Source organism: Asprobacillus argus (assembly GCF_032248395.1).
In the GTDB taxonomy this organism is placed as follows: domain Bacteria; phylum Bacteroidota; class Bacteroidia; order Flavobacteriales; family Flavobacteriaceae; genus Polaribacter; species Polaribacter argus.
In genome coordinates this window covers 183,728-203,514 of record NZ_JAVTTO010000001.1, presented here as the reverse complement: position 1 = coordinate 203,514, position 19,787 = coordinate 183,728, and the positions used below count along the sequence as shown (strand labels likewise).

Here is a 19,787-nt window from a genome sequence, read left to right as displayed (position 1 = left end):
GCCCTGATTACTTTGAATGGAGGTAAAGAATCAGGGCAGGTATCGGATTCTGGAAGAGTTACTTTACAGTTAAAGTAAAATCTAACCCCCACTTAGATATGAATCAACATATACCCCCCAGCATAAGTTAATTCCATTTCACTATGTTCAATATCCGATAAATATAAAATCTAGAATAACAACTCGAACACCAAAATTTTTTTCTAAAAATTAACCTTTGGACTCCTCGTCTACGTACCCTTCTAGTTTTATTATTACATACTTTACAAACCATCTATTATAAATTTTATTAATTTAAACTAGGGGTGACATCATGTTAACATGTTTTGAGTACGTTATATTTTCCCTTGAATCCATGCATTTACATGAGCAATAGATTTAGGGTGTACTAAAATTTTCAATTCTTTATCTAGCAAAAAATAGGAAGGGGTCGCATATACATGATACTCTTTTACTGCTTGCATATTCCAACCTTGAAAATTGCAATAGCTTTGCCATGGAGCATTTTTAAAGGCAGTATTAAATGTTTTTTTGTCAGTATCTAAACTTATATACACAACCTCTATGGGAGTATTATTATCTTTCCATAGAGTATAATATTGTAGTAATTGCACAGCTTCTTCTTTACAAGCCTTGCAATGACTAGATCCAAACACAAGGAGTACGTTTTGCTTTAGATCGCTCAATTTTTTTGAAGCTGTTAACTTAATATCCGGAGCTGTATTCCCGACCTTTAGCAATACATACTTCTGCATTTTCTTTTGTAAATCTTGCTCTATGACGCATCTACAATTCGTGCTATCTAAGAGCTTGCTTGACAGATGAGCCGCCGCTCTAAACAAACTACGCTTTTCGAATAGTTTAAAGAGTTCTTTAGAAGTAGTATTCAGTAGACTATCGTTTTGTTTCAATTTTTCAATTAAATAATCGGTGCTTAAATTCATTTGCACGTATATACTGTCTAATGGTTGCCCCATATTCTCCAACATAAAATAATGCCCTTCTAAGAGTTCTCTAAATAAGCCACTAGTCTTAAAATTAGGGTGTGTAAAATCTATCTTTCTAAACTGTGCAATATCCGCAGGAATACGTTCTGTATAATTTCTAAACGTTTGGGGCATATCGCTAATCAACTTTCGTAAAGGAGCATACCAAAAGAGATAACTTTCTTTAGCAATGGCGTATGTTTCTAACAAATTGCTTTGTTCTATACGCTTAATCTCTTCGTTTATATTTACTAAAGTTTTATGTTGCTTTTTGAAGTGAGCATTGGTATATATTTTTGTTAAATATCGAAGACCTGCATATGCCTGATCATTTAAAGCATTCGCTTTGGCGATCTTTAAAAACATTCTATTTTGAAAGCTGTTTTTATAGTTTAAACTATCATAATCCATTAAATGAGTACCAGCAAGTTCAATATGTTTTTTATTTAAAATAAGGAGAGTACTGCTTCTATCAATCTTTAATATAGCCACCCCTGCATACTGTTTTGGGTATGGTAGGGTAAAGTTGCCTAAACTATCAATGGTCGTTTTTCCCAACTCATAAGACTTGTAATAATCAAAGCCGGTAAGACTAATAGGCTGGTGCTTATGCTGCTGCAAGTTTCCTTTTACAACTTGACCAAAGGTTTGTTGTATCCATAATGGTATAAGTAGTGCAATCGCTATACGTTTCATAATTAATATTTTATTTACACTTTTCATTAGTTACTATGGGTTTTAAACAGCAAGTTTTCAATTTGTTTTTTAGTTTGATTCTTCTAAATGTTTAATAGGTCCTAATACAACGAATTGGAGTACCATGAGCTCTTGCAAATGAATTAAGTTCAGCAGAAGTAGTATTAAAAGATAGATGCCTGGCATTATTCCCACTAACCGTACTGGACCAATAATAAGCAACGAAACTTGGAAAAAATAACTCACCATTGATAAGTCGTGAACTAGCAAGGGTAAGTTTCAATGGGCTTGCAAAAGCACCTGAGCTATTATTAGAAGACCAGGATAATCGTTCTGCATCCCATTCAGCTATTGTAGGTACTCTAAAGTTCGTCGGGCAAGGATCATGAACTCCTTTATTGGCGCCATCCCAACGTGCATCATCCTGCACAGTTAGCCAATCTTGTTGACTTGGAACTGTAATAAAATTCGTACCCTCAGCCCCACTAGCTACCGGTCCTGCAGTTTCATTGGATTGTTCAGCATTATCGCTCGTTGTTGATGAGGTCCAGTTAATGACCTCATGCCCGTCACTAGTTCTACCCCATTGGTAAAGATTGCCATATGCCAAATAATCTGTACTAGAAGTAGCCACTTGTGTTGCTCCTAAATTACGGTCCATCCATACAGCACCCCCAGCACCAGTTACAGAGGGTGTTCCAACGCTGGCAGTACCAGCAGTATTATTAAACACAAAACCATCAAATATATACAATCCTTTAGGTGAACAATTGGTACAATAGACCATCAATCCTTCTGCAGGAGCAGAAATCGCGGACATTTGAGTCTCTGTCATTCTGGGGGGTAAGAACCCTTTGGTAGTACTCTGTACTTCTAATGCGGCAGAAGGGTCTGGTGTATTTGTGCCTATTCCGATTTGAGCATTGCATATAGTCATTACTAAAAGCGATGCTCCTACTATTATTTTTCTCATTATATTTTATTTATATTCTTTAGTTTATAAACCTATATAAAATAAGCTGTCTTCTCTTGTCAATCTTATCTAGGCTTTACATTATTATTACTCCTTAATACAACGTACAGACATACCATATGATCTGTTTAAAGTCACATTTTCAGCTTGACTACTATTGAAATTTAGTGCATTACTGACGGTGCCATCTACGGTACTAGACCAATAGAACCCATCTCCACCAATAGCGAATAATTCACCACTATTTATACGTATACCGGGCGTGGGTAATTTTAATGAGCTGGCAAAAGCGCCATCTCTATTGCTTGAAGCCCAAGTAACTCTTTCTGCGGTCCATTCAGCTTCAGTAGGGATTCTAAAGCCTAAAGGACAAGGATCATGAGTTCCTTTATTTATGCCATTCCAACGGGTATCGTCTTGTACTGTTAACCAATCTATTTGACCTGAAACTGTAATAAAATTTGTACCCTCAGCTCCACTAGCTACCGGACCGGAAGTTTGATTGGCTTGTTCTGTACCATCAGTTGTTGCTGCTGAGACCCAGGTAATAACCTCATGTCCATCACTGTTTCTACCCCACTGATAAATATTACCATATGCTAAATGATCACTACGAAAAATAGCTACACGTGATGCGCCTAAGTTGCGATCCATCCATTCATTACCTCCAGCACCTGTTACAGTATTTACAATAGATGACGTACCTGCGAAATTGTTGAATAACTCGCCATCGAATATGTACATACCCTTTAGCGCACAATCGGTACAATACACTATCAACCCTTCAGCGGGATTAGAAATAGCTAATATTTGAGCTTTCGTTATTCTAGGTAATAAAAAACCTTTAGCGGTACTATTTACTTCCAGTACAGCTGAGTTATCTGGATTACTAGTACCCACTCCAACCTGGCACATAACATTAGAGACCATACCAAATAAGGCGATACTTTGTATTATTTTTTTTCTCATTGAAATTAAATTGTTTTAGTCATTTTTATTTTAGTTACTCAAATAGTTAAAACCCAGTTCCCGGAGACTCCGGAGACATAGCCTGTGCTTTTTTAGGTTGTAATAATATGTACGTACCCATAGCGGTTAGTGCTGCATACTTTCCGTATGCTCCTATTTTAGAGAGCGCTTCTTTTCGAGTAATTCCTTTTTTTTTATCTATTTTCCCCATGTTATTCAATAATTATTTTTTTGGTCATTGTACTGCTATTAGAAACCAATGTTGCAATGTATATACCTGTTGCTAAGTGTGCTGGTAATGAAATATCCTTTACATTTTGCGAGATAAATTTGTGATTCATCACTTCTTTACCAGTAATATCATACAGTCTTATCCTTGAAATACTATGACTTTCTAGTCCAGTAATTCTTAGTGTAGTATTATTTGTTTTATACATATTTATAAACTCTAAGGAAGCTACATCATCTATACTTAATGCTGTTGAAGATGTGTGTAAGTAAAAACGACCAATTCCTGTCAAAGCTTCATCTAGGGTTACCTCGTAAGGATTCTCGCTTATTTTTTCTATTATGTTAGCTTCTTTGTCTTCGAGATATACATCTATGCCTTGAGGTAAATTACTAGCAACGACATCAAATGTTAAAGGTGTGTTGGCATTGGCTCTAATGGCTAAAGGAATCACCATTGTTTCATAGTTATTGTCAGGTAAACATTGCAACATAAAGTTGATGCCTTCACTATCTGTTACCAAATGGGTATCTATCGAAAAGCTTGGAGTATTGTTTTCATAAGTACCTGCATCATAACCAACATCAAGGCCCGTAGTTGCATTGCTTAAATATTTGATCTCTGTCCTTTTTTGCTGACTTCCATTCGATACATGCACCACAATGTTTGGTGTGCTATTTTCGTTTCTATAGAAATTGTCGGTACCACTTTGATGACTTTGTAAACTTTCTGTAAATGTGAATAACTCACTTTCATCTTTTGCTCGTACCATAAAGGCTTGTCCTGGAGAAAAATGTAAAGCTGCACTGGTTTGGTTGATTACCTCATAAGCAGAGCCGTTCCAGAAATACAATCCTGCAAAACTTGGATCTAATATGTTAATATTCTGTCCAAGAACATTAGTGCCGGCTGCGTTGTCATTTGCTGGTAAGAAAGATGGATATGGATTCCCGATACTACTCCAATAATGACCACCGCTAGATGTAGTTAAGGCAACACCAACATCTAAAGTGGTCATACTACCAGTAAATGTAAAGGCGCCAGCAGAAGTTCTGTTCATACTATATCCTTGTCCATTGACAAAGTTGGTCAGGGTTTCCTGATTTGCAGCACTTGGAGTAGCATTATGATAGGTCCATCGCTCTCCTGCCGAATTAGCGTTGTTATAATAGGCCACAGCAAAATTCCCATTACCTCCGTTGGTTGTTATACTATTACCGGCATCGCTTACAAAAGTTGGAATACTCTGATTAGTTACAGGAGGTGCCACTAAATGCCAATTCGTGTCCGGAATGTATCTGATATAGCTAATGTTACCAGTAACACTTCCTGTAACTAAAAGTGATCCGCTAGACGAAGCATTTGAAGAAATCGTTAAGTTTCCAGCAGCATTGATGCCGACATTGTTATCAACATATAAAGCGTCTCCGGACGAAACATATACGGTTCCACCTGAAGCAATATGTAATTCTTGTGCCGAGCCAGTATATAGTCCTAATAACAGAACTATAAGCATGGTTAGCTTTGATTTTTTTACAAGATTTTTTGAATTGATCTGACTTAATAGAAATCCCTCCATAATTTACTACTCTTTTAAGGTTAAAAAAAGTAATTACACTGCTGTTAATACATGCTAAATGTTACGTGATATAAAGGGCTTGTTATATAATAATCGTGACATAACACAAAACTTAATGCTTAGCACTACAATGTAATTACACCTCAAAACTAGGGTAAGGTAGAATACAAAAATGGTAAAAAACGGATAACAAATGGTAAAGTAGCCTCTTTCGATGAAAAAAATAGGAGCTGTTTTGCAGCTCCTATTTTTTTGATGAATTAATTTACTAAAACTCCAAACCTATTTTTTCTCTAAATACCTTAGGAGTCATGGATGTTTCCTTTTTGAAAAACTTTGTAAAATACGTCGTTTGCTGAAAGCCGAGCCTAAAACTAACCTCTTTTATTGGTAAATTTGTATTTATCAATAATCTTTTTGCTTCTAACAATCTTTTCTTCCTCATTAAGCCGGTAGGAGTATCTCTAAAATAATTTTTAGTGACAGTAATAATTGTTTTTTCACTTACAGATAGCATGTCGGCATAAAAGGCCAGTGTCTTAAATTCGCACTTATACTTTTCAATTGCCTTTTTAAAACTAAGAGCCAGCATAAAATTCTGGTCAATAAATGAGTTGAAATCAGGATCTCTTCTTTTCATTCGTTCTACATTCAGTAACATAATTTGGAACAAATTATAAACTTGGAGTTCATAGTTGAAGTCTTGATTTTTAATTTCATCTGAGAATTGCTTAAACAAACTTTCAAATTTATCAGATTCACTTTGAGTTATCTTTATAAAAGGGCTACCTCTTAAATTAAAGATCTGAAATTGTATTTGGTTAAGGGCATCTTTTTCATAATGATTTAAAAAATCATCGGAGAAACTCAAAACATACCCTTCATTTTTATCACTTAAAAAGCTTTGGGTCTGATTTCTATAAGAAAGAAAGAAACTGTTTTCTTGAAACGATTGTTTTTCAAAATTTATAAAATGTTCCCCTTTCTTTTTAAACCACACTAACTGGGAGAAATCGTTGTAATGGGGTTTAAAACAATAATCTTTATTCTTTTTAAAATACTCCTTTAGTGTAATTAGTTCAATTTGCAATTTTTTCCCTTCAAACTTTGTTATTAACTTCATGAATTATGTTTTTTATGTTAAATAAAGTAGGGGATATTGCTATAAACATATAAAAAAAAATGAAAAGAATATTGTGTAGTGTATATCTTCAGATAAAATTAGCCTTATATCTAGTAGTATATTGTAAGTTACTATGACTTTGTACAGTTGTATTTGAAGGAGCTAATTAAAAGTGAATAAGGATAAGTAAATTTTTTATTAAATTGCTAGTAAATTTTAAACAATCAAAGTGAACACAAAACTGAACATGTTTTGGAACACGTTTTAAAAATATAAGGGTAGCTGAGCCCAGTAAAAAGGGAGTTTAAATTTCACGATGTCAGCTCATAACCCGAAGGTCACTGGTTCGAGTCCAGTTCCCGCTACAAAGAAGCTTCTTGAGAAATCAAGGAGCTTTTATTTTGGAGTCAAGTGATGCTTGTATTGCCTTGAGGGCAAAATAAAAAATCAGATTGCAAAGCAATCGGAGCTTCATCTGTTATTTTTTAGGCCCATCCTGGAATGAAATGGAAGAAAGAATCCAGTTCTCGCTGCAGCAAGAGCAATCAAAAATAATTGCTCTTTTTTATGTTAAAATTATTGAGATTAATGAGCGCTGTTGAATTGGATGGATTCTTCATTTAATATTCTAGCGTTACTTTCTTAACGTTATTTTATGATTAATTTCACTTGGACTCACACAATTCACGTGTAAAAAAGTTATATTTGGATACGTATAAATTGAAAAGTTTTGAAAAAAATATGGCTTTTTATACCCCTACTTTTTTTAGCGATCACTAATACTACTTCTCAAAATAAAGAACAACTGTTAGATTCTTCGTATGTCTATTTATACAATCAATACTATACCTATAAGTATACTGATTCTTTAAAAGCGAAGACCATTGCAGCTATTTATTTAAAAAAAGCCGAAAGAGCCAAGGATACCATTAATATGGCAATGGGATATACGTTTAAAAGCGAAGTGTATAAAAATGATTCTATCTATATAGATTACCTGGATCATCTTATAGAAGTCACTTCCAAAAAACCAACGAAGTTGTTTCCCGCTTTTTTTCATTATAGAAAAGGCCATCTATACGCGCTGGTTAGGACAAATAAAAATGAAGCCTTGAAGGAGATATTGTTGGCAAAAAAGTATGCAGAATCCACAGGTAACGACAGTTTAGCTTATGCGATGTATACTAAAATAGGTAGACTTGTTGCTCAAAATGGTAACAGAAAAAAGGCCATTGAAATCTATAGAGAATGCTATGAATATTACAAAGATCATATGCATAAAGTAGGGAAAGATGATTTTTTTGCTTTTATCTATAACTATTCTACTACCTATTCTGATTTGTCCGAAAATGACTCGGCCTTATATTACAACAAGATCGCATATCAATACAGTTTTGAACAGAAAGACACTTTACTCGTTGCCTACTCAAAATTTAGACAAGGACAAATACACCATACATTGGAAAACCACCAGGCATCCGTTGATAGTATTAAAGGAGCTATGGATGTTCTTATTGATGATGAAAATTATCTGGCGGTATCTCAAGGATATAGCCTCATGGGGGACTCATATATAAAATTGAAAGAACACCCCAAGGCATTGGCGTATTTTGGAAAGGTGGATTCTATGTACAATACAAGTAAAATCTTTTACAATTCGGAGTCTCAAAGGACAGCATTTAAATTTCTATATCAACATTATAAAGATAAAGACGATACCCAAAATCAATTGCATTATTTGAACAAAATAATTTCTTGGGACAGTATAAAAATGGCCTCTGACGACAGGTTTGAAGAAACACTATACGATAATTATGAAAAGGACAATTTAGAAAGAAGAGAAGCGCTTATAGAGGAGTTAGAAAAAGACATTTCTATTTCAAATATCATAAAGTATGGTATGATCGGTATTTCTGTCATTGCCCTGTTATTGTTCTTTTATGAATACAACAGAAGAAAAAAATTAAAGAGGCGTTTTGATGAACTGGCTTCTGCTACAAGAAAAGAGACGGGTATTCCGAAAATGGTAGCTCAAGACAAATCTAAAATCAGCGTTCCAAAAGAAGTAATTGATACAATAGTTAAGAAACTAGAAGCGTTCGAAAGGAAAAATGCATTTACTAGCACCAGGTTAAGTCTAAACTCATTAGCCAACGATCTAAAGACAAATCCGAACTATTTGTCTAAGATTATTAACCATCGTATGGGCATCGGATTCTCGAGTTACATAAATGAGCTGCGTATTAATTATGTATTGGACCTTTTAGATAAAAACCCAACTATTCGTAAATATTCCATAGAAGCAATTGGAAATGAAGTTGGTTATAAAAATGCCCAATCCTTTTCAAATGCTTTTTACAAAAAGACCGGATTAAAACCTTCATATTATATCAAACAATTAAACAAAATTGGGGTATAAGTGTCTTAAAAACCCTGTTTTTTAATTCGGGAATAACTTTTTTTAATCAAATAGTAAGAAAAATGAATAATTCACCTGATTCAAAAGAATCAGGTGTTTTTATATCTATATAATTGATAATAAGGTGATTATAAAAAATATTGAAACTTGAAATTCATGAAAATCAACTTATAAAGGTTGCAGAGTTTAGAATGTGACGCTAGTTTTGACTCAACAATTTTCCCCTACTAGTTTTTATAACAACGTTTAATTTTTAAATACAATATTCATGGGGGAAAGAATTGCATTCGTATTTTTTGTACTGTTAGCAAATTTAGGAATAAGTCAAGAAGTGCATGTAGCGGGAGGTGGAGAACTATTCATTTCATCAAAAGATGCGCTATATATTAATAACAACTTAACGGTAAACGCATCAGGTAGCGTAACCGTAAGTTCAGATTTAACGAGTAGTGGTTCCATATTGGTATCTGGTACCACAACAGGGTCAATTATTTATCAGCGGTATGTAAACCAAAATGTACAAAATGGAAATGGGTGGCATTTAATAACATCTCCGGTAACAACACAAGGCATAAATGATTTTGCAACCAACGTAAATGGTGCCAATAGCATTGCCACGAACGGAAATAGATATGCAATAGCTGCTTATAATAACGCAATGTCATCGGGAAATCGATGGGAATATTACGACACAACGACCGCTCCGGTTGCTGGAAACTTCGTTTCTGGAGAAGGATATTCTATGAAAAGGACAGTCGGGGGGCTGCTAACATTTGAGGGAGCAATGGCTTCCTCAGATGTTCTTTCTTCATTAAGTACTGCTAGTGGGACTCATTATTGGAGTTGTATAGGAAACCCCTTTCCCTCATACCTTCCTGTTAACAACAACGCAAATGGAACGAATGTATTAGGACAAAACCTAGGCGCTCTTGATCCAAGTTTTGCTGCGTTATATTTTTGGGATGGTGCGCAATATGTAGCTGTAAATCAAATCACTAGTGCTACTTATTTGTCACCAGGTCAAGCTTTTTTTGTGAGAGCCAAAAGTAATAATGAGTCCTTTACTTTTTCAGAATCTCTAACCAGTCATCAGGCCATTGCAGATAATTTTAATAGATCTACCAATACAATTTCGAGTGTAGTAATACACCTTTCCAATGGAAATCAGCAGAAGTCTACAGAACTTAAATACCTGCCAAATGCAGATGTTGGTTTGGACGTTGGATATGATGCAGGAGCTTATCAAGATGGGCAACCAGATTTTTCTTTAGACACTCATTTGGTCTCTGATAGTCAAGGTGTAAACTTTACATTACAATGTTTGCCAGATAATGCCTATGATATTATGGTTGTGCCATTATCTGTAAATGCAGCAGCAAATCAGCATTTGATTTTTAGTGCTATTGCAACAAATTTACCAGAAGGTATAGATATCTACTTAGAAGATAAGATAGCTAATACATTTACCAAAATAAATGAAACTCCATATGAGGTAACTACGGATGATCCCATAAGTGATATTGGCCGTTTTTATATACATACCTCGCCACATACATTGTCGACTGAAGAGGTATCCGACTTCCAACCAATCAACATTTATAAAACAAACGCTTCTAATATTAGAATAACGGGACTGCAAGATGATGGAAATATTGCTATGCGTATGTATAGTATTGGTGGAAAAGAAGTACTTCGACATTCATTTGTCGGCCAACATCTACAAGATATTGCAGTGCCAAAAAGCCTTAAGGCTGGCCTGTATATTGTGCAAATTATTTCAGAAAAAAGAATCCGTACAAAGAAATTAATTATTGAATAATGAAAGACACAGATCAATATAAAGGTATTACGCGTAAGGAAGCTCTACATAAGTTGGGGGATTACGGAAAGTATGCAGCACTAACAGCATTGGGAACGTATATATTATTGCAGCCAAAAAAAGCACAAGCAATGAGTGTTCCAGATTCTCCGGGGGGAGGTTTTTAATAAAAAATCGAGAATAAATAACTAAAACAATAAAGATGGAAAAAAGAATTAGAATAATTAGAACATCAATCATGACATATTCGACTGTGATACTGATGTGCATCAGCTTTAATACTTGGTCTCAGGTAGGAGTTGGAACTTCCAATCCGGATGCTTCAGCGGCACTTGAGATTAGTAGTACGACCAAAGGAGTATTGTTACCTAGGATGACGAAAGCACAGATGGAAGCAATAACCTCTCCAGCAGAAGGATTATTGGTATACTGTACCGATTGCGATCCAAAAGGAATGTATATTTTTAATGGTATAAGCTATATCGCTTCCAGTACTGGGGTTCCGAGTGGTTTCAATGAAAACACAGATGTAGTGTCCACCACAGGAAAAATATGGATGGACAGGAACTTAGGAGCTAGTCAGGTAGCTACATCTTTAACCGATCATTTAGGATATGGTAGCTTATTTCAATGGGGAAGAGCAGCAGATGGGCACGAAGTGATTAACTGGACATCCTCCACAACAAGTGATGGTGCCGAACAAGCTAGAGAAACAGCCATAACCTCTGCAACAGATACGCCTGGGCATGATGATTTTATTACGAATATATTGAATTGGCGATCTACTCCAAATAATAATTTATGGCAAGGTGTTGGAGGTACTAATAACCCTTGTCCTACAGGATACAGAGTACCGACAAATCAGGAATTGAATGCAGAACGTGCTGCTTTTTCAACTAATGATGCGGCAGGAGCATTTGCTTCTCCTTTAAAATTTACACTTTCTGGATTTAGACTTACTTCTACAGGTGCTTTGAACTCTGTTGGAACCGCTGGTTATTATTGGTCTAGTACTGCTAGTGGTGTTCTTCTAGGTAGATCATTACGAATGCTGATTACTAGTTCTAATGTAAGCACTGGATCTACGTCAGAAGCAGGAGTTGGAGCTTCTGTACGTTGTATAAAAGAGTAATACCTTCATTTACAATGTATCCATCTATCTGTCATTCATTTAGGATGACAGGTTTTGATAACACAACCTATTTTTAACACGATTTAAGGCACAAGAAATTATGCTAACTTCATATAAAAAATTAGCAATCTCAATACTATATATAGCAAGTATAACAAGTATAAAAGCACAGGTTGTAAAAGGAGGTTTTAAGAATCATAGATCTCAACAAATTAGCTTAACAGGGTTTAGTTATTCTAACACATTTGAGCTGGCCAAAGCAGTTACCGATAGTGTGGGTAACTTTACATTGAACTATCCAAAAGAATATAAAGGAATTGCACTATTAAAAACTCAAGGAAAGAATACGTTGGTCGTCATTTTAGATGAGCCTATTCTTGAAATAGAGGGAACACATTTAAGCAAGCCTAATAGTATCTCTTTTAAAAAGAACTACTCAAATGACTTATTTTTTAAAGTAACTTCTGATTATCAAAAGAGGGCTCAAATATATAAGGCATGGCATTATTTACATTTAAAATATACGAGCTCAAACGAGTTGGGGAAAGAGATAATGGTTATTGATGCTATTCGCAAAGAAATGAAAAGAATAGAAGATAAGAATGAGTCACAGCTAACAAGTTTAGCAAGTGAAAGTTATCTTAAATGGTATATGCCAAAACGTAAATTATTAAGTGATATGCCAGAATCTATTTATGCATATAGAAAGCGAATACCGAAAAATATACAACAGTTTAGAACTATCGATTTTACGAACCAAAACTTTAAAACGAGTGGATTGTTTTGGCCTTTGATAGAGAAACATTATTTCTTATTGGAGAATATGGGTCAGTCGTTAGATAGTATATACAAACAAATGAATGTTAGCACTGATTATTTGATTGATAATCTTAAAGAAAACAGTCTCTTATTAAATATGGTATCTGAAAAATTATTTCAACTTTTTGAAAAAAGGAGTTTGTTTTCTGCTGCCGCTCATTTGTCTAAGCGACTACTTGATGAAAGTTGCGGTTGTAAGCTGGGAAATACTCTGGAAAAAAACTTGGAAAAATATAAAACTCTTAAAATTGGGAATTTGGCTCCAGATATACAATTAAATACGGACCTTAAGTTAAGTGATCTACAAAAAAATGTACTGCTGGTTTTTGGGGCTAGCACGTGTCCGCACTGTATAACCGCACTGCAAGAATTACAAAGAATTTATCCTAAGTGGAGTCGTAAAATGGAAATTGTATATATAAGTTTAGATACTGATAAAGAAGCGTTCGAAAAGGCTTACAGAAGTATGCCTTGGAAAACCTATTGTGATTATCTAGGTTGGGAAACCAAAGCAGCAAAAGAGTATTTTATAAGCGCTACTCCAACATATGTACTGATCGATAACAACATGAAAATTCTGCAACACCCCAATTCACTAGAACAAATTAATGCTTGGGTAGATTACAAACTATGAACATCAAATAATTATTTATGAAAAGAATTTGTCCTGTTTGTTATTCTACTATTGCCAAAAGAAAAAGAAGATTTTTTGCAATGAAGTTACTTTTTCCATCGAGTAAAAAATATAAATGCGGTACTTGTAAGTCTTTATATATTATGTTTTGGCAGCGCGCCATTATTATGAGAAAAGCATAGTCTCCAAATCTTTATTATCGATATGAGACTGTAGTTTTACATAATCACATCATTCATTACTTTCTTCATATTACACAGATGGTGAGTGTTATTAAAAAAACATGTCTTAGTGTTACCACGTAGTTAAATTTAGTATTTCGCACTTATTTTTGGTTTTTTTTTGGCTATATTTAAACATCCTAAATCAAAATATTAATTAATCTTACACCTCATGGAAAAATCAAAATTTAACATCCCGGCACCTCCTAGTGCACCTTCAGCACCTTCAGCACCAAACGCAAAAAGCATTCCTTCATCGGGTGGTAGCGGTGCTCCTGATATGAGTAGTATTCCAGGAATGGGAGATATGATGGAAAGATTTACCTCAATGGGTCTTTCTAAAGGGCAAATTCAAAAATTTATTGATGAGCACGATATTGATCAATATCGAGATGCGAATGGTAAAATTACATGCCCAGTTTCTCAAGAAGAGCGAGATGCATTGAAAGCTAAAGGGATGCATTAGAGCATCACTTTATTAATTTCTAAAATTTATGCAAGAATCTCAGGGCAATTCCAATAGCGGAGATAATTTGCTATTAAAGGCGCTTGTCATTACGCGTCCTATGTATTCTTATGTATTAATTGCGTTTATTGTAGCGGCAGTTATTACTATAGCATGGGGTATGTTTGGTTCCATTCCACAGAAGATTGAAGGAATTGGAGAGGTAAGTACCGATGGTGGATTACATAGAGTGAATGCGCTATATGGAGGGCAAGTAGTAAACATAAATGCTACTATTAATGACGCTGTTAAAAAAGGAGATGTCATTTTTATAGTTAGACAACCAGAAATGGAGAGTAAGGTCAAAGAGCTGGAAGCTTCTGTAAAGCAGCTAAAAGCTAAAAGAGGGCTTATCCTATCTGGAAACACCAAGAATGCCTCTCTTAAAAAGAAGGTGGATAACCTTGGGGCATCAAGACTTCGAGATAAGCTTTCGGAAAATCAAAAAACCATTGATTTTTTAGAAAAGAAAGTTGCACAGGAAAAAGAGTTATACGATAAAGGATTAATCACGTATTCTCAATATTTTTCAACGCAAAGTAGCCTTACCGATGTAAAAACCGAAAGGATTGGATTGAATGAGCAACTCAATTTAATTACACTGAATTCTGAAGAATGGAATTTGGGCAAAAATATTACGGAGAAAGATATTGTAGATCAAGTCGCCATCCTTGAGAAAGAGTTGGAAGACCTTCATAAGGAATATAAATTAAGAACGGAAGTTAAGGCTAAAACTGATGGAGTCGTTCGACAGATAAATGCCAAAGAAGGAGATATTATTTCCCCTGATTTAATTCTTGCCGTTATTAATGAAGATGAAAAAACAAGTAAAAGTTACATACTAAACTTATATGTGCCGTTTAGTTCAAATGAGCTAATTAAGAAAGGCATGGAAGTAGATATTCAGCCTTTTAATGTAGATTATAATTTGTACGGCTGGTTAAAGGGAACTGTATTGGAGGTGAGTCCATTTGTTTCTTCTTCTAAAAGCTTAGTAAATGACCTCCAAAATGGTGATTTAGTGAGTATGATAGAATCGAAAGGAGCGGTGTACAAAGTAATTGTACAATTAAATTCAGATCCGAATACGATAAGTGGGTTTGATTGGTCTAATAAGAAAGGACCTCCTTTTAAAATATACCCTGGTCAGATGACTAGGGCTTTTGTCAATGTTAAAGAGAAAGCACCGATCGACTATTTATTACCCATATTTAAAGACTACTTTAAGTAGAAGAAGCTTGTTTAACTTTTAGGAATCATGAAAAGGAAGATCCCCGTTTTTTTGCAATCTAATCAAGGCGAGTCTGGAGCAATTTGCTTGGCAATGCTTTTGGGGTATTATGGTTCTTTTCCAAAATTAAACACTGTTAAAAATGCCTGTAATGTAGGGAATGATGAGATAGCCTCAGAAAATCTGTACAAGACAGCGGAGCGTTTTAAGTTTAAAGCCGAACAATCTGCTATGACACTTGCGGAGATACCCGGAACATCTCCTGTTATTCTAAAGACTACTTCGGGAAAGTACGTAGTTCTTGTAAAAAAAGGAAAAGAGCATTGCCTCATTCACGATCCCGAAAAAGGGGAAGAGAAAATAGCAAAATCTCAGTTGGAAGAAATGTATGGAGGTTGGTCTATGACCCTAACTCCAGGGGCTGACTTTGAACAGATAGAGAAGAGCTCTACATTCTATAATGAACTAAAAAAACGAGTCTCTCCAAATTTTAAAGGAATGGTCTATGTGTTAATTGCAGGCGTCATTTTATTGATACCAGCAATCGTGATCCCTTCCTTGAACAAACTATTCTTTGACGATATTATTCTCTTATCTCAATCGCAATGGTTTCATCCAATGCTAACAGCACTGACAGCCTTTCTTGTTTTTGGATGCCTATTAGTGTATTTACAGCAATGGATATTGCTTAGAGTAGAGTTAAAATCAAGTTTGACTGAATCTGCTAAATTTGTAATGCACATATTTAAGGTTCCGTATAAGTATTTTCAAAATCATCCTACAGGCGAAACAGTTAAGAGAATCGGTCTTAACGATGCAATTGCGACCTTACTAACCAGAGATTTTGCATCTATGCTCTTAAGTTTCTTAACAGTATTCTTTTACGGATTCGTAATGTTAAAATACAATTGGATCTTGTCATTGGTAGGAATAGCAATCATGCTCATTAATATTTTTGCATTGCGTTATTTCTCTGCAAAAAGAACAGCACTTAATCAGGCATTATTTCAAAAAGAACAGGCAACCTTTAGTATTGCAACTACGGGAATAGAACAAATTGAAACACTTAAGGCATCCGGAGCGGAAAATGATTTTTTCGCACTTTGGTCTAGTCATTTAATAGCCTCCATCAATAATAATCAAAAATTAGGGGTAACCTCAAGAATACTTACGGTATTACCGGACTTTATTTCTCAATTGAATAATGTAGTTATTTTGCTATTAGGAGGATTGTTGATCATTAGAGGAGAACTAACTATTGGTGTATTCATTGCATTGCAAAGTTTTATAGCCAACTTTTCTGATCCCGTTAAGAACTTAGTTGATTTTACAGGTAATGTGCAACTAAATAAAGGGAATATCAACAATCTTATGGATTCTTTAGATGAACCTACCGATGTCTTTTGTGATAATAGCGCGAGAGAAACAATTGATACGGTAACTCCCTTAAATGCAAAACTTACCGGTCAGTTTGAGGTGAAAAATATCTCTTTTGGATATAATAAATTTAGTGAACCCATTATTCAGAATTTTTCATTGAGCGCGGATCCAGGAAAGAGAATCGCTATTGTTGGTGGCTCTGGATCTGGTAAATCGACATTGCTAAAAGTGATGTCGGGATTGTATCCTCCTTTGTCTGGAGAAATTACCTATGACGATAAACCAATAAACACTATTAACAAAGATGTTTTTAGGAACTCTTTGTCAATGGTAGACCAGGAAACGTTCTTTTTTACAGGAACGATTTCCGATAACATCACTATGTGGAATAGAGCTATTCCTAATACTGAAGTTATAGCATCTGCTAAAGATGCTGAAATACATGAGGTTGTTTCAGAACGAGATGGAGGATATCAAGCAAGAGTTGCTCCGGCAGGAAGGAATTTTAGTGGAGGACAAAGACAGCGACTTGAAATTGCAAGAGCTTTAATAACGAATCCAACTATATTATTTTTAGACGAGGCCACTTCAGCATTAGATACAGAAACAGAAAAATTGGTTATGGACAACTTCCGTAAAAGGAATTGTACTACGATAACAATAGCACACAGATTAAGCACCATTAAAGATTTTGATGAAATTATAGTGCTAGAAAAAGGAAATGTGATACAACAAGGAAATCACGAAGAATTAATGAAGGATACAAGTGGATTGTATTATAAACTGATAAAGAATTCATAGCGATATTATAAATGGGAAAACAGAATTCATCAGAACATAACGACTCTAAAAAGCTTTTTTACCAAAAGGCTATTCGACAGGTCAAGACTTCTTATTTTTTCAGGAAGCTTTCCCACGATGGAGGCTATGATAAACTGAATGAGGTTCTTTTTCCTAAAAAAGATAAGAAATCAAAGTATAGTTATGACTCTAAAGAATCGTATGATTCTTTATTATTAAAGACTTGCAAGCTTATTGGCGATATAGAGCGTATAGCGTTTGTTGCAGGTTTTGAAAATGCATCAGAAGTATGGACTCCGTTAAAGAAAATTTTGAGAGCTTCCAATATTCGATCTAGAAAGATTCAGTTAGAAAATGAGTGGTGGAAATACGATCACGGACCATTGTTAGCATTCTTAAAGGAAGATAATTCGCCAGTTGCATTGGTTAGAAAGAATAAAAAATACATCCTCAAGAATATAAAAACAGGAAAAGATAGTGTTGTAAATGAATCTAATGCAAATAGTATTAAGTCCATGGTTCATTCCTTTTTCTCTCCATTACCTAAAGGAAAAATTTCACAATTGGGCTTGTTAAAGTTTACACTGGCTTTTACTAAAAAGGATGTTGCTTTCTTCTTTGTTTTAGGTATTGTAGGAGCCCTGTTATCACTATTTATTCCAATTATGTCTGGGTATATTTTCAATGTTATTATTCCAGGAGGAGAACAAAATAGTATATACGAAATAGGGTATGTAATCTTAACACTAGTACTAATACTCGGAGTTATTAATTTGGCAAAATCAATTGCTGTATTGCGTTTCGAAGGAAAGTCCAGTTATAAATTGCAATCGGCAGTTTGGGATAGAATACTTTCTTTAAAAGTTCCCTTTTTTAATAAGTATGATGCCGGTAATTTAGCAGAAAGAAGCTTGGGAATAGAAAAGATAAGAACCATTCTTTCGGCAAATGTGATGAGCGCTCTAGTGGCTGCCATTTTCTCTATTTTCTATTTGGCATTAATGTTCTATTATGATGTAAAACTTACTATTCTGGCTTTACTACTAGGAGTGGTAGTGGCCGGATTTACATTAACCATTAGTAAACTTGCGTACAAGCACGTGGCGGGGACCATGCGTTTACAAGCCATTATTTCCGGGTTTATGATGATGATGATGGGAGGGATAAAAAAAGTTAGAATGACCGCCTCAGAAGACAAGGTATTCAATATTTGGGCCGATAAATTCTCGCAACAAAAGAAGCATTATGCAGATAAACAAAAGTTGATTATCGTCGCTTCTGTATTTACCTATGGCTTTCCTATTTTGGCAACCTTGCTAATTTATATCCGCATCTATGACCTTTTAACATTACCTGGATCCAACTTTAGTATTGGAGATTTTATTGCCTTTAACTCGGCTTATTTGAGTTTTCAAGGAGCACTGATTAGCGCTTTCATGGTTACGGTGCCAGTAATGAGTATTAAACCTACCTTAGAATTATTGAGACCTCTTTTAGAAGCAGAAACGGAGGATTATGATGATAAGAAAGATGTAGGAAAGCTAACAGGTAAAATTGAAATAGCGAACCTTCACTTTAAATATAAAGATACCGATACTTTGATTCTTAAAGACCTCAGCCTGAAGATAGAAGAAGGTCAGTTTGTGGCCATCGTAGGAGGTTCTGGCTCTGGAAAATCTACCTTGTTTAGGGTCTTACTTGGTTTTGAAGAGTATGAAAAGGGAACCATTCTATTTAACGGAATGGATATGAAAGAACTGGATATTAGAACCATTAGAGATCAAACTGGAGTAGTATTACAGAATGGAAAAATAATGGAGGGGAGTGTTTTATATAATATTATCGGAACCTCTAATTATACCGAAGAAGATGCTTGGGAAGCGGCAAGAATGGCGGGTTGTGATCAAGAAATTGAAGACTTAGAAGATAAGATGAACACTTACCTTCCTGCAGGAGGAGGAACACTTTCTGGTGGACAGCAACAACGTATTGTGATTGCAAGAGCGATGATCAAAAAACCAAAGTTGATCTTATTTGATGAAGCAACTTCAGCTCTGGATAACGATACGCAAAAGACAGTTACTGATAATTTGAATGAACTTGAATCGACAAAAATTGTGATAGCCCATAGATTAAGTACTATTAAGGACGCCGATCTAATTGTAGTCTTAGAAAAAGGAGAGATTATGGAGAAAGGGAATTACAATACACTTGTTAAAAAGCAAGGGTTTTTCTATAACTTAGTAAAGAACCAAATGAGTTAATATAAGA

General features: G+C 34.9%; 15 protein-coding genes. 9 read left to right on the top strand and 6 right to left on the bottom strand.

Going from position 1 to position 19,787, the window contains the following annotated elements; translation table 11 throughout:
* Nucleotides 1-335: 335 nt before the first annotated feature.
* From RQM59_RS00920 to RQM59_RS00895, 6 genes are all read right to left on the bottom strand, one after another.
* Nucleotides 336-1,682, bottom strand: a complete 1,347-nt coding sequence (locus tag RQM59_RS00920) for a peroxiredoxin family protein (protein ID WP_349240175.1) — start codon at nucleotides 1,680-1,682, stop codon at nucleotides 336-338.
* Nucleotides 1,683-1,773: 91 nt separating this feature from the next.
* Nucleotides 1,774-2,655 carry a phage tail-like protein gene (locus tag RQM59_RS00915; RefSeq protein WP_349240174.1) on the bottom strand — a complete coding sequence of 294 codons (882 nt, stop codon included), beginning with the start codon at nucleotides 2,653-2,655 and terminating at the stop codon, nucleotides 1,774-1,776.
* An 87-nt stretch (nucleotides 2,656-2,742) separates the two neighbouring features.
* Nucleotides 2,743-3,624, bottom strand: coding sequence for a phage tail-like protein (locus RQM59_RS00910; RefSeq protein ID WP_349240173.1), 882 nt, complete (start codon nucleotides 3,622-3,624; stop codon nucleotides 2,743-2,745).
* Between the two features lie 46 nt (nucleotides 3,625-3,670).
* Complete coding sequence (locus tag RQM59_RS00905) at nucleotides 3,671-3,835, bottom strand: hypothetical protein (RefSeq protein WP_349240172.1); 165 nt, start codon at nucleotides 3,833-3,835, stop codon at nucleotides 3,671-3,673.
* Nucleotide 3,836: 1 nt separating this feature from the next.
* On the bottom strand, nucleotides 3,837-5,432 hold the full coding sequence (locus RQM59_RS00900; RefSeq protein WP_349240171.1) for a T9SS type A sorting domain-containing protein: 1,596 nt from the start codon (nucleotides 5,430-5,432) through the stop codon (nucleotides 3,837-3,839).
* Between the two features lie 268 nt (nucleotides 5,433-5,700).
* Complete coding sequence (locus RQM59_RS00895) at nucleotides 5,701-6,555, bottom strand: helix-turn-helix domain-containing protein (protein ID WP_349240170.1); 855 nt, start codon at nucleotides 6,553-6,555, stop codon at nucleotides 5,701-5,703.
* 730 nt (nucleotides 6,556-7,285) lie between these two features.
* Between RQM59_RS00895 and RQM59_RS00890 the strand changes: the two genes are divergently transcribed.
* The 9 genes from RQM59_RS00890 (at nucleotide 7,286) to RQM59_RS00850 (ending at nucleotide 19,780) form a co-directional block, all read left to right on the top strand.
* Nucleotides 7,286-8,974, top strand: a complete 1,689-nt coding sequence (locus RQM59_RS00890) for a helix-turn-helix domain-containing protein (RefSeq protein ID WP_349240169.1) — start codon at nucleotides 7,286-7,288, stop codon at nucleotides 8,972-8,974.
* Between the two features lie 268 nt (nucleotides 8,975-9,242).
* The gene (locus tag RQM59_RS00885) at nucleotides 9,243-10,793 is read left to right on the top strand and encodes a T9SS type A sorting domain-containing protein (protein ID WP_349240168.1); all 1,551 of its coding nucleotides are present in this window, start codon (nucleotides 9,243-9,245) and stop codon (nucleotides 10,791-10,793) included.
* Nucleotides 10,793-10,960 carry a hypothetical protein gene (locus RQM59_RS00880; RefSeq protein ID WP_349240167.1) on the top strand — a complete coding sequence of 56 codons (168 nt, stop codon included), beginning with the start codon at nucleotides 10,793-10,795 and terminating at the stop codon, nucleotides 10,958-10,960. Before RQM59_RS00885 ends, RQM59_RS00880 begins: the two co-directional genes overlap by 1 nt.
* A gap of 35 nt (nucleotides 10,961-10,995) precedes the next feature.
* The gene (locus tag RQM59_RS00875; RefSeq protein WP_349240166.1) at nucleotides 10,996-11,925 is read left to right on the top strand and encodes a phage tail-like protein; all 930 of its coding nucleotides are present in this window, start codon (nucleotides 10,996-10,998) and stop codon (nucleotides 11,923-11,925) included.
* A 100-nt stretch (nucleotides 11,926-12,025) separates the two neighbouring features.
* Entirely contained in the window at nucleotides 12,026-13,378 is a 1,353-nt protein-coding gene (locus RQM59_RS00870; RefSeq protein ID WP_349240165.1) for a TlpA family protein disulfide reductase, read from the top strand.
* 393 nt (nucleotides 13,379-13,771) lie between these two features.
* Entirely contained in the window at nucleotides 13,772-14,065 is a 294-nt protein-coding gene (locus tag RQM59_RS00865; RefSeq protein ID WP_349240164.1) for a hypothetical protein, read from the top strand.
* A gap of 28 nt (nucleotides 14,066-14,093) precedes the next feature.
* The gene (locus RQM59_RS00860; protein ID WP_349240163.1) at nucleotides 14,094-15,335 is read left to right on the top strand and encodes an NHLP bacteriocin system secretion protein; all 1,242 of its coding nucleotides are present in this window, start codon (nucleotides 14,094-14,096) and stop codon (nucleotides 15,333-15,335) included.
* A 27-nt stretch (nucleotides 15,336-15,362) separates the two neighbouring features.
* A complete protein-coding gene (locus RQM59_RS00855; protein ID WP_349240162.1) occupies nucleotides 15,363-17,516 on the top strand; it encodes an ATP-binding cassette domain-containing protein in 2,154 nt (717 codons plus the stop codon).
* A gap of 11 nt (nucleotides 17,517-17,527) precedes the next feature.
* Nucleotides 17,528-19,780: an NHLP bacteriocin export ABC transporter permease/ATPase subunit gene (locus RQM59_RS00850; protein ID WP_349240161.1), complete on the top strand. Its 2,253-nt coding sequence runs from the start codon at nucleotides 17,528-17,530 to the stop codon at nucleotides 19,778-19,780.
* Nucleotides 19,781-19,787: the final 7 nt, after the last annotated feature.

Coding starts and splice junctions, on each gene's coding strand:
- RQM59_RS00865 (WP_349240164.1), top strand. CDS start 13,772: ATGGAAAAATCAAAATTTAACATCCCGGCACCTCCTAGTGCACCTTCA.
- RQM59_RS00870 (WP_349240165.1), top strand. CDS start 12,026: ATGCTAACTTCATATAAAAAATTAGCAATCTCAATACTATATATAGCA.
- RQM59_RS00860 (WP_349240163.1), top strand. CDS start 14,094: ATGCAAGAATCTCAGGGCAATTCCAATAGCGGAGATAATTTGCTATTA.
- RQM59_RS00905 (WP_349240172.1), bottom strand. CDS start 3,835: ATGGGGAAAATAGATAAAAAAAAAGGAATTACTCGAAAAGAAGCGCTC.
- RQM59_RS00880 (WP_349240167.1), top strand. CDS start 10,793: ATGAAAGACACAGATCAATATAAAGGTATTACGCGTAAGGAAGCTCTA.
- RQM59_RS00915 (WP_349240174.1), bottom strand. CDS start 2,655: ATGAGAAAAATAATAGTAGGAGCATCGCTTTTAGTAATGACTATATGC.
- RQM59_RS00875 (WP_349240166.1), top strand. CDS start 10,996: ATGGAAAAAAGAATTAGAATAATTAGAACATCAATCATGACATATTCG.
- RQM59_RS00850 (WP_349240161.1), top strand. CDS start 17,528: ATGGGAAAACAGAATTCATCAGAACATAACGACTCTAAAAAGCTTTTT.
- RQM59_RS00910 (WP_349240173.1), bottom strand. CDS start 3,624: ATGAGAAAAAAAATAATACAAAGTATCGCCTTATTTGGTATGGTCTCT.
- RQM59_RS00895 (WP_349240170.1), bottom strand. CDS start 6,555: ATGAAGTTAATAACAAAGTTTGAAGGGAAAAAATTGCAAATTGAACTA.
- RQM59_RS00885 (WP_349240168.1), top strand. CDS start 9,243: ATGGGGGAAAGAATTGCATTCGTATTTTTTGTACTGTTAGCAAATTTA.
- RQM59_RS00855 (WP_349240162.1), top strand. CDS start 15,363: ATGAAAAGGAAGATCCCCGTTTTTTTGCAATCTAATCAAGGCGAGTCT.
- RQM59_RS00900 (WP_349240171.1), bottom strand. CDS start 5,432: ATGGAGGGATTTCTATTAAGTCAGATCAATTCAAAAAATCTTGTAAAA.
- RQM59_RS00920 (WP_349240175.1), bottom strand. CDS start 1,682: ATGAAACGTATAGCGATTGCACTACTTATACCATTATGGATACAACAA.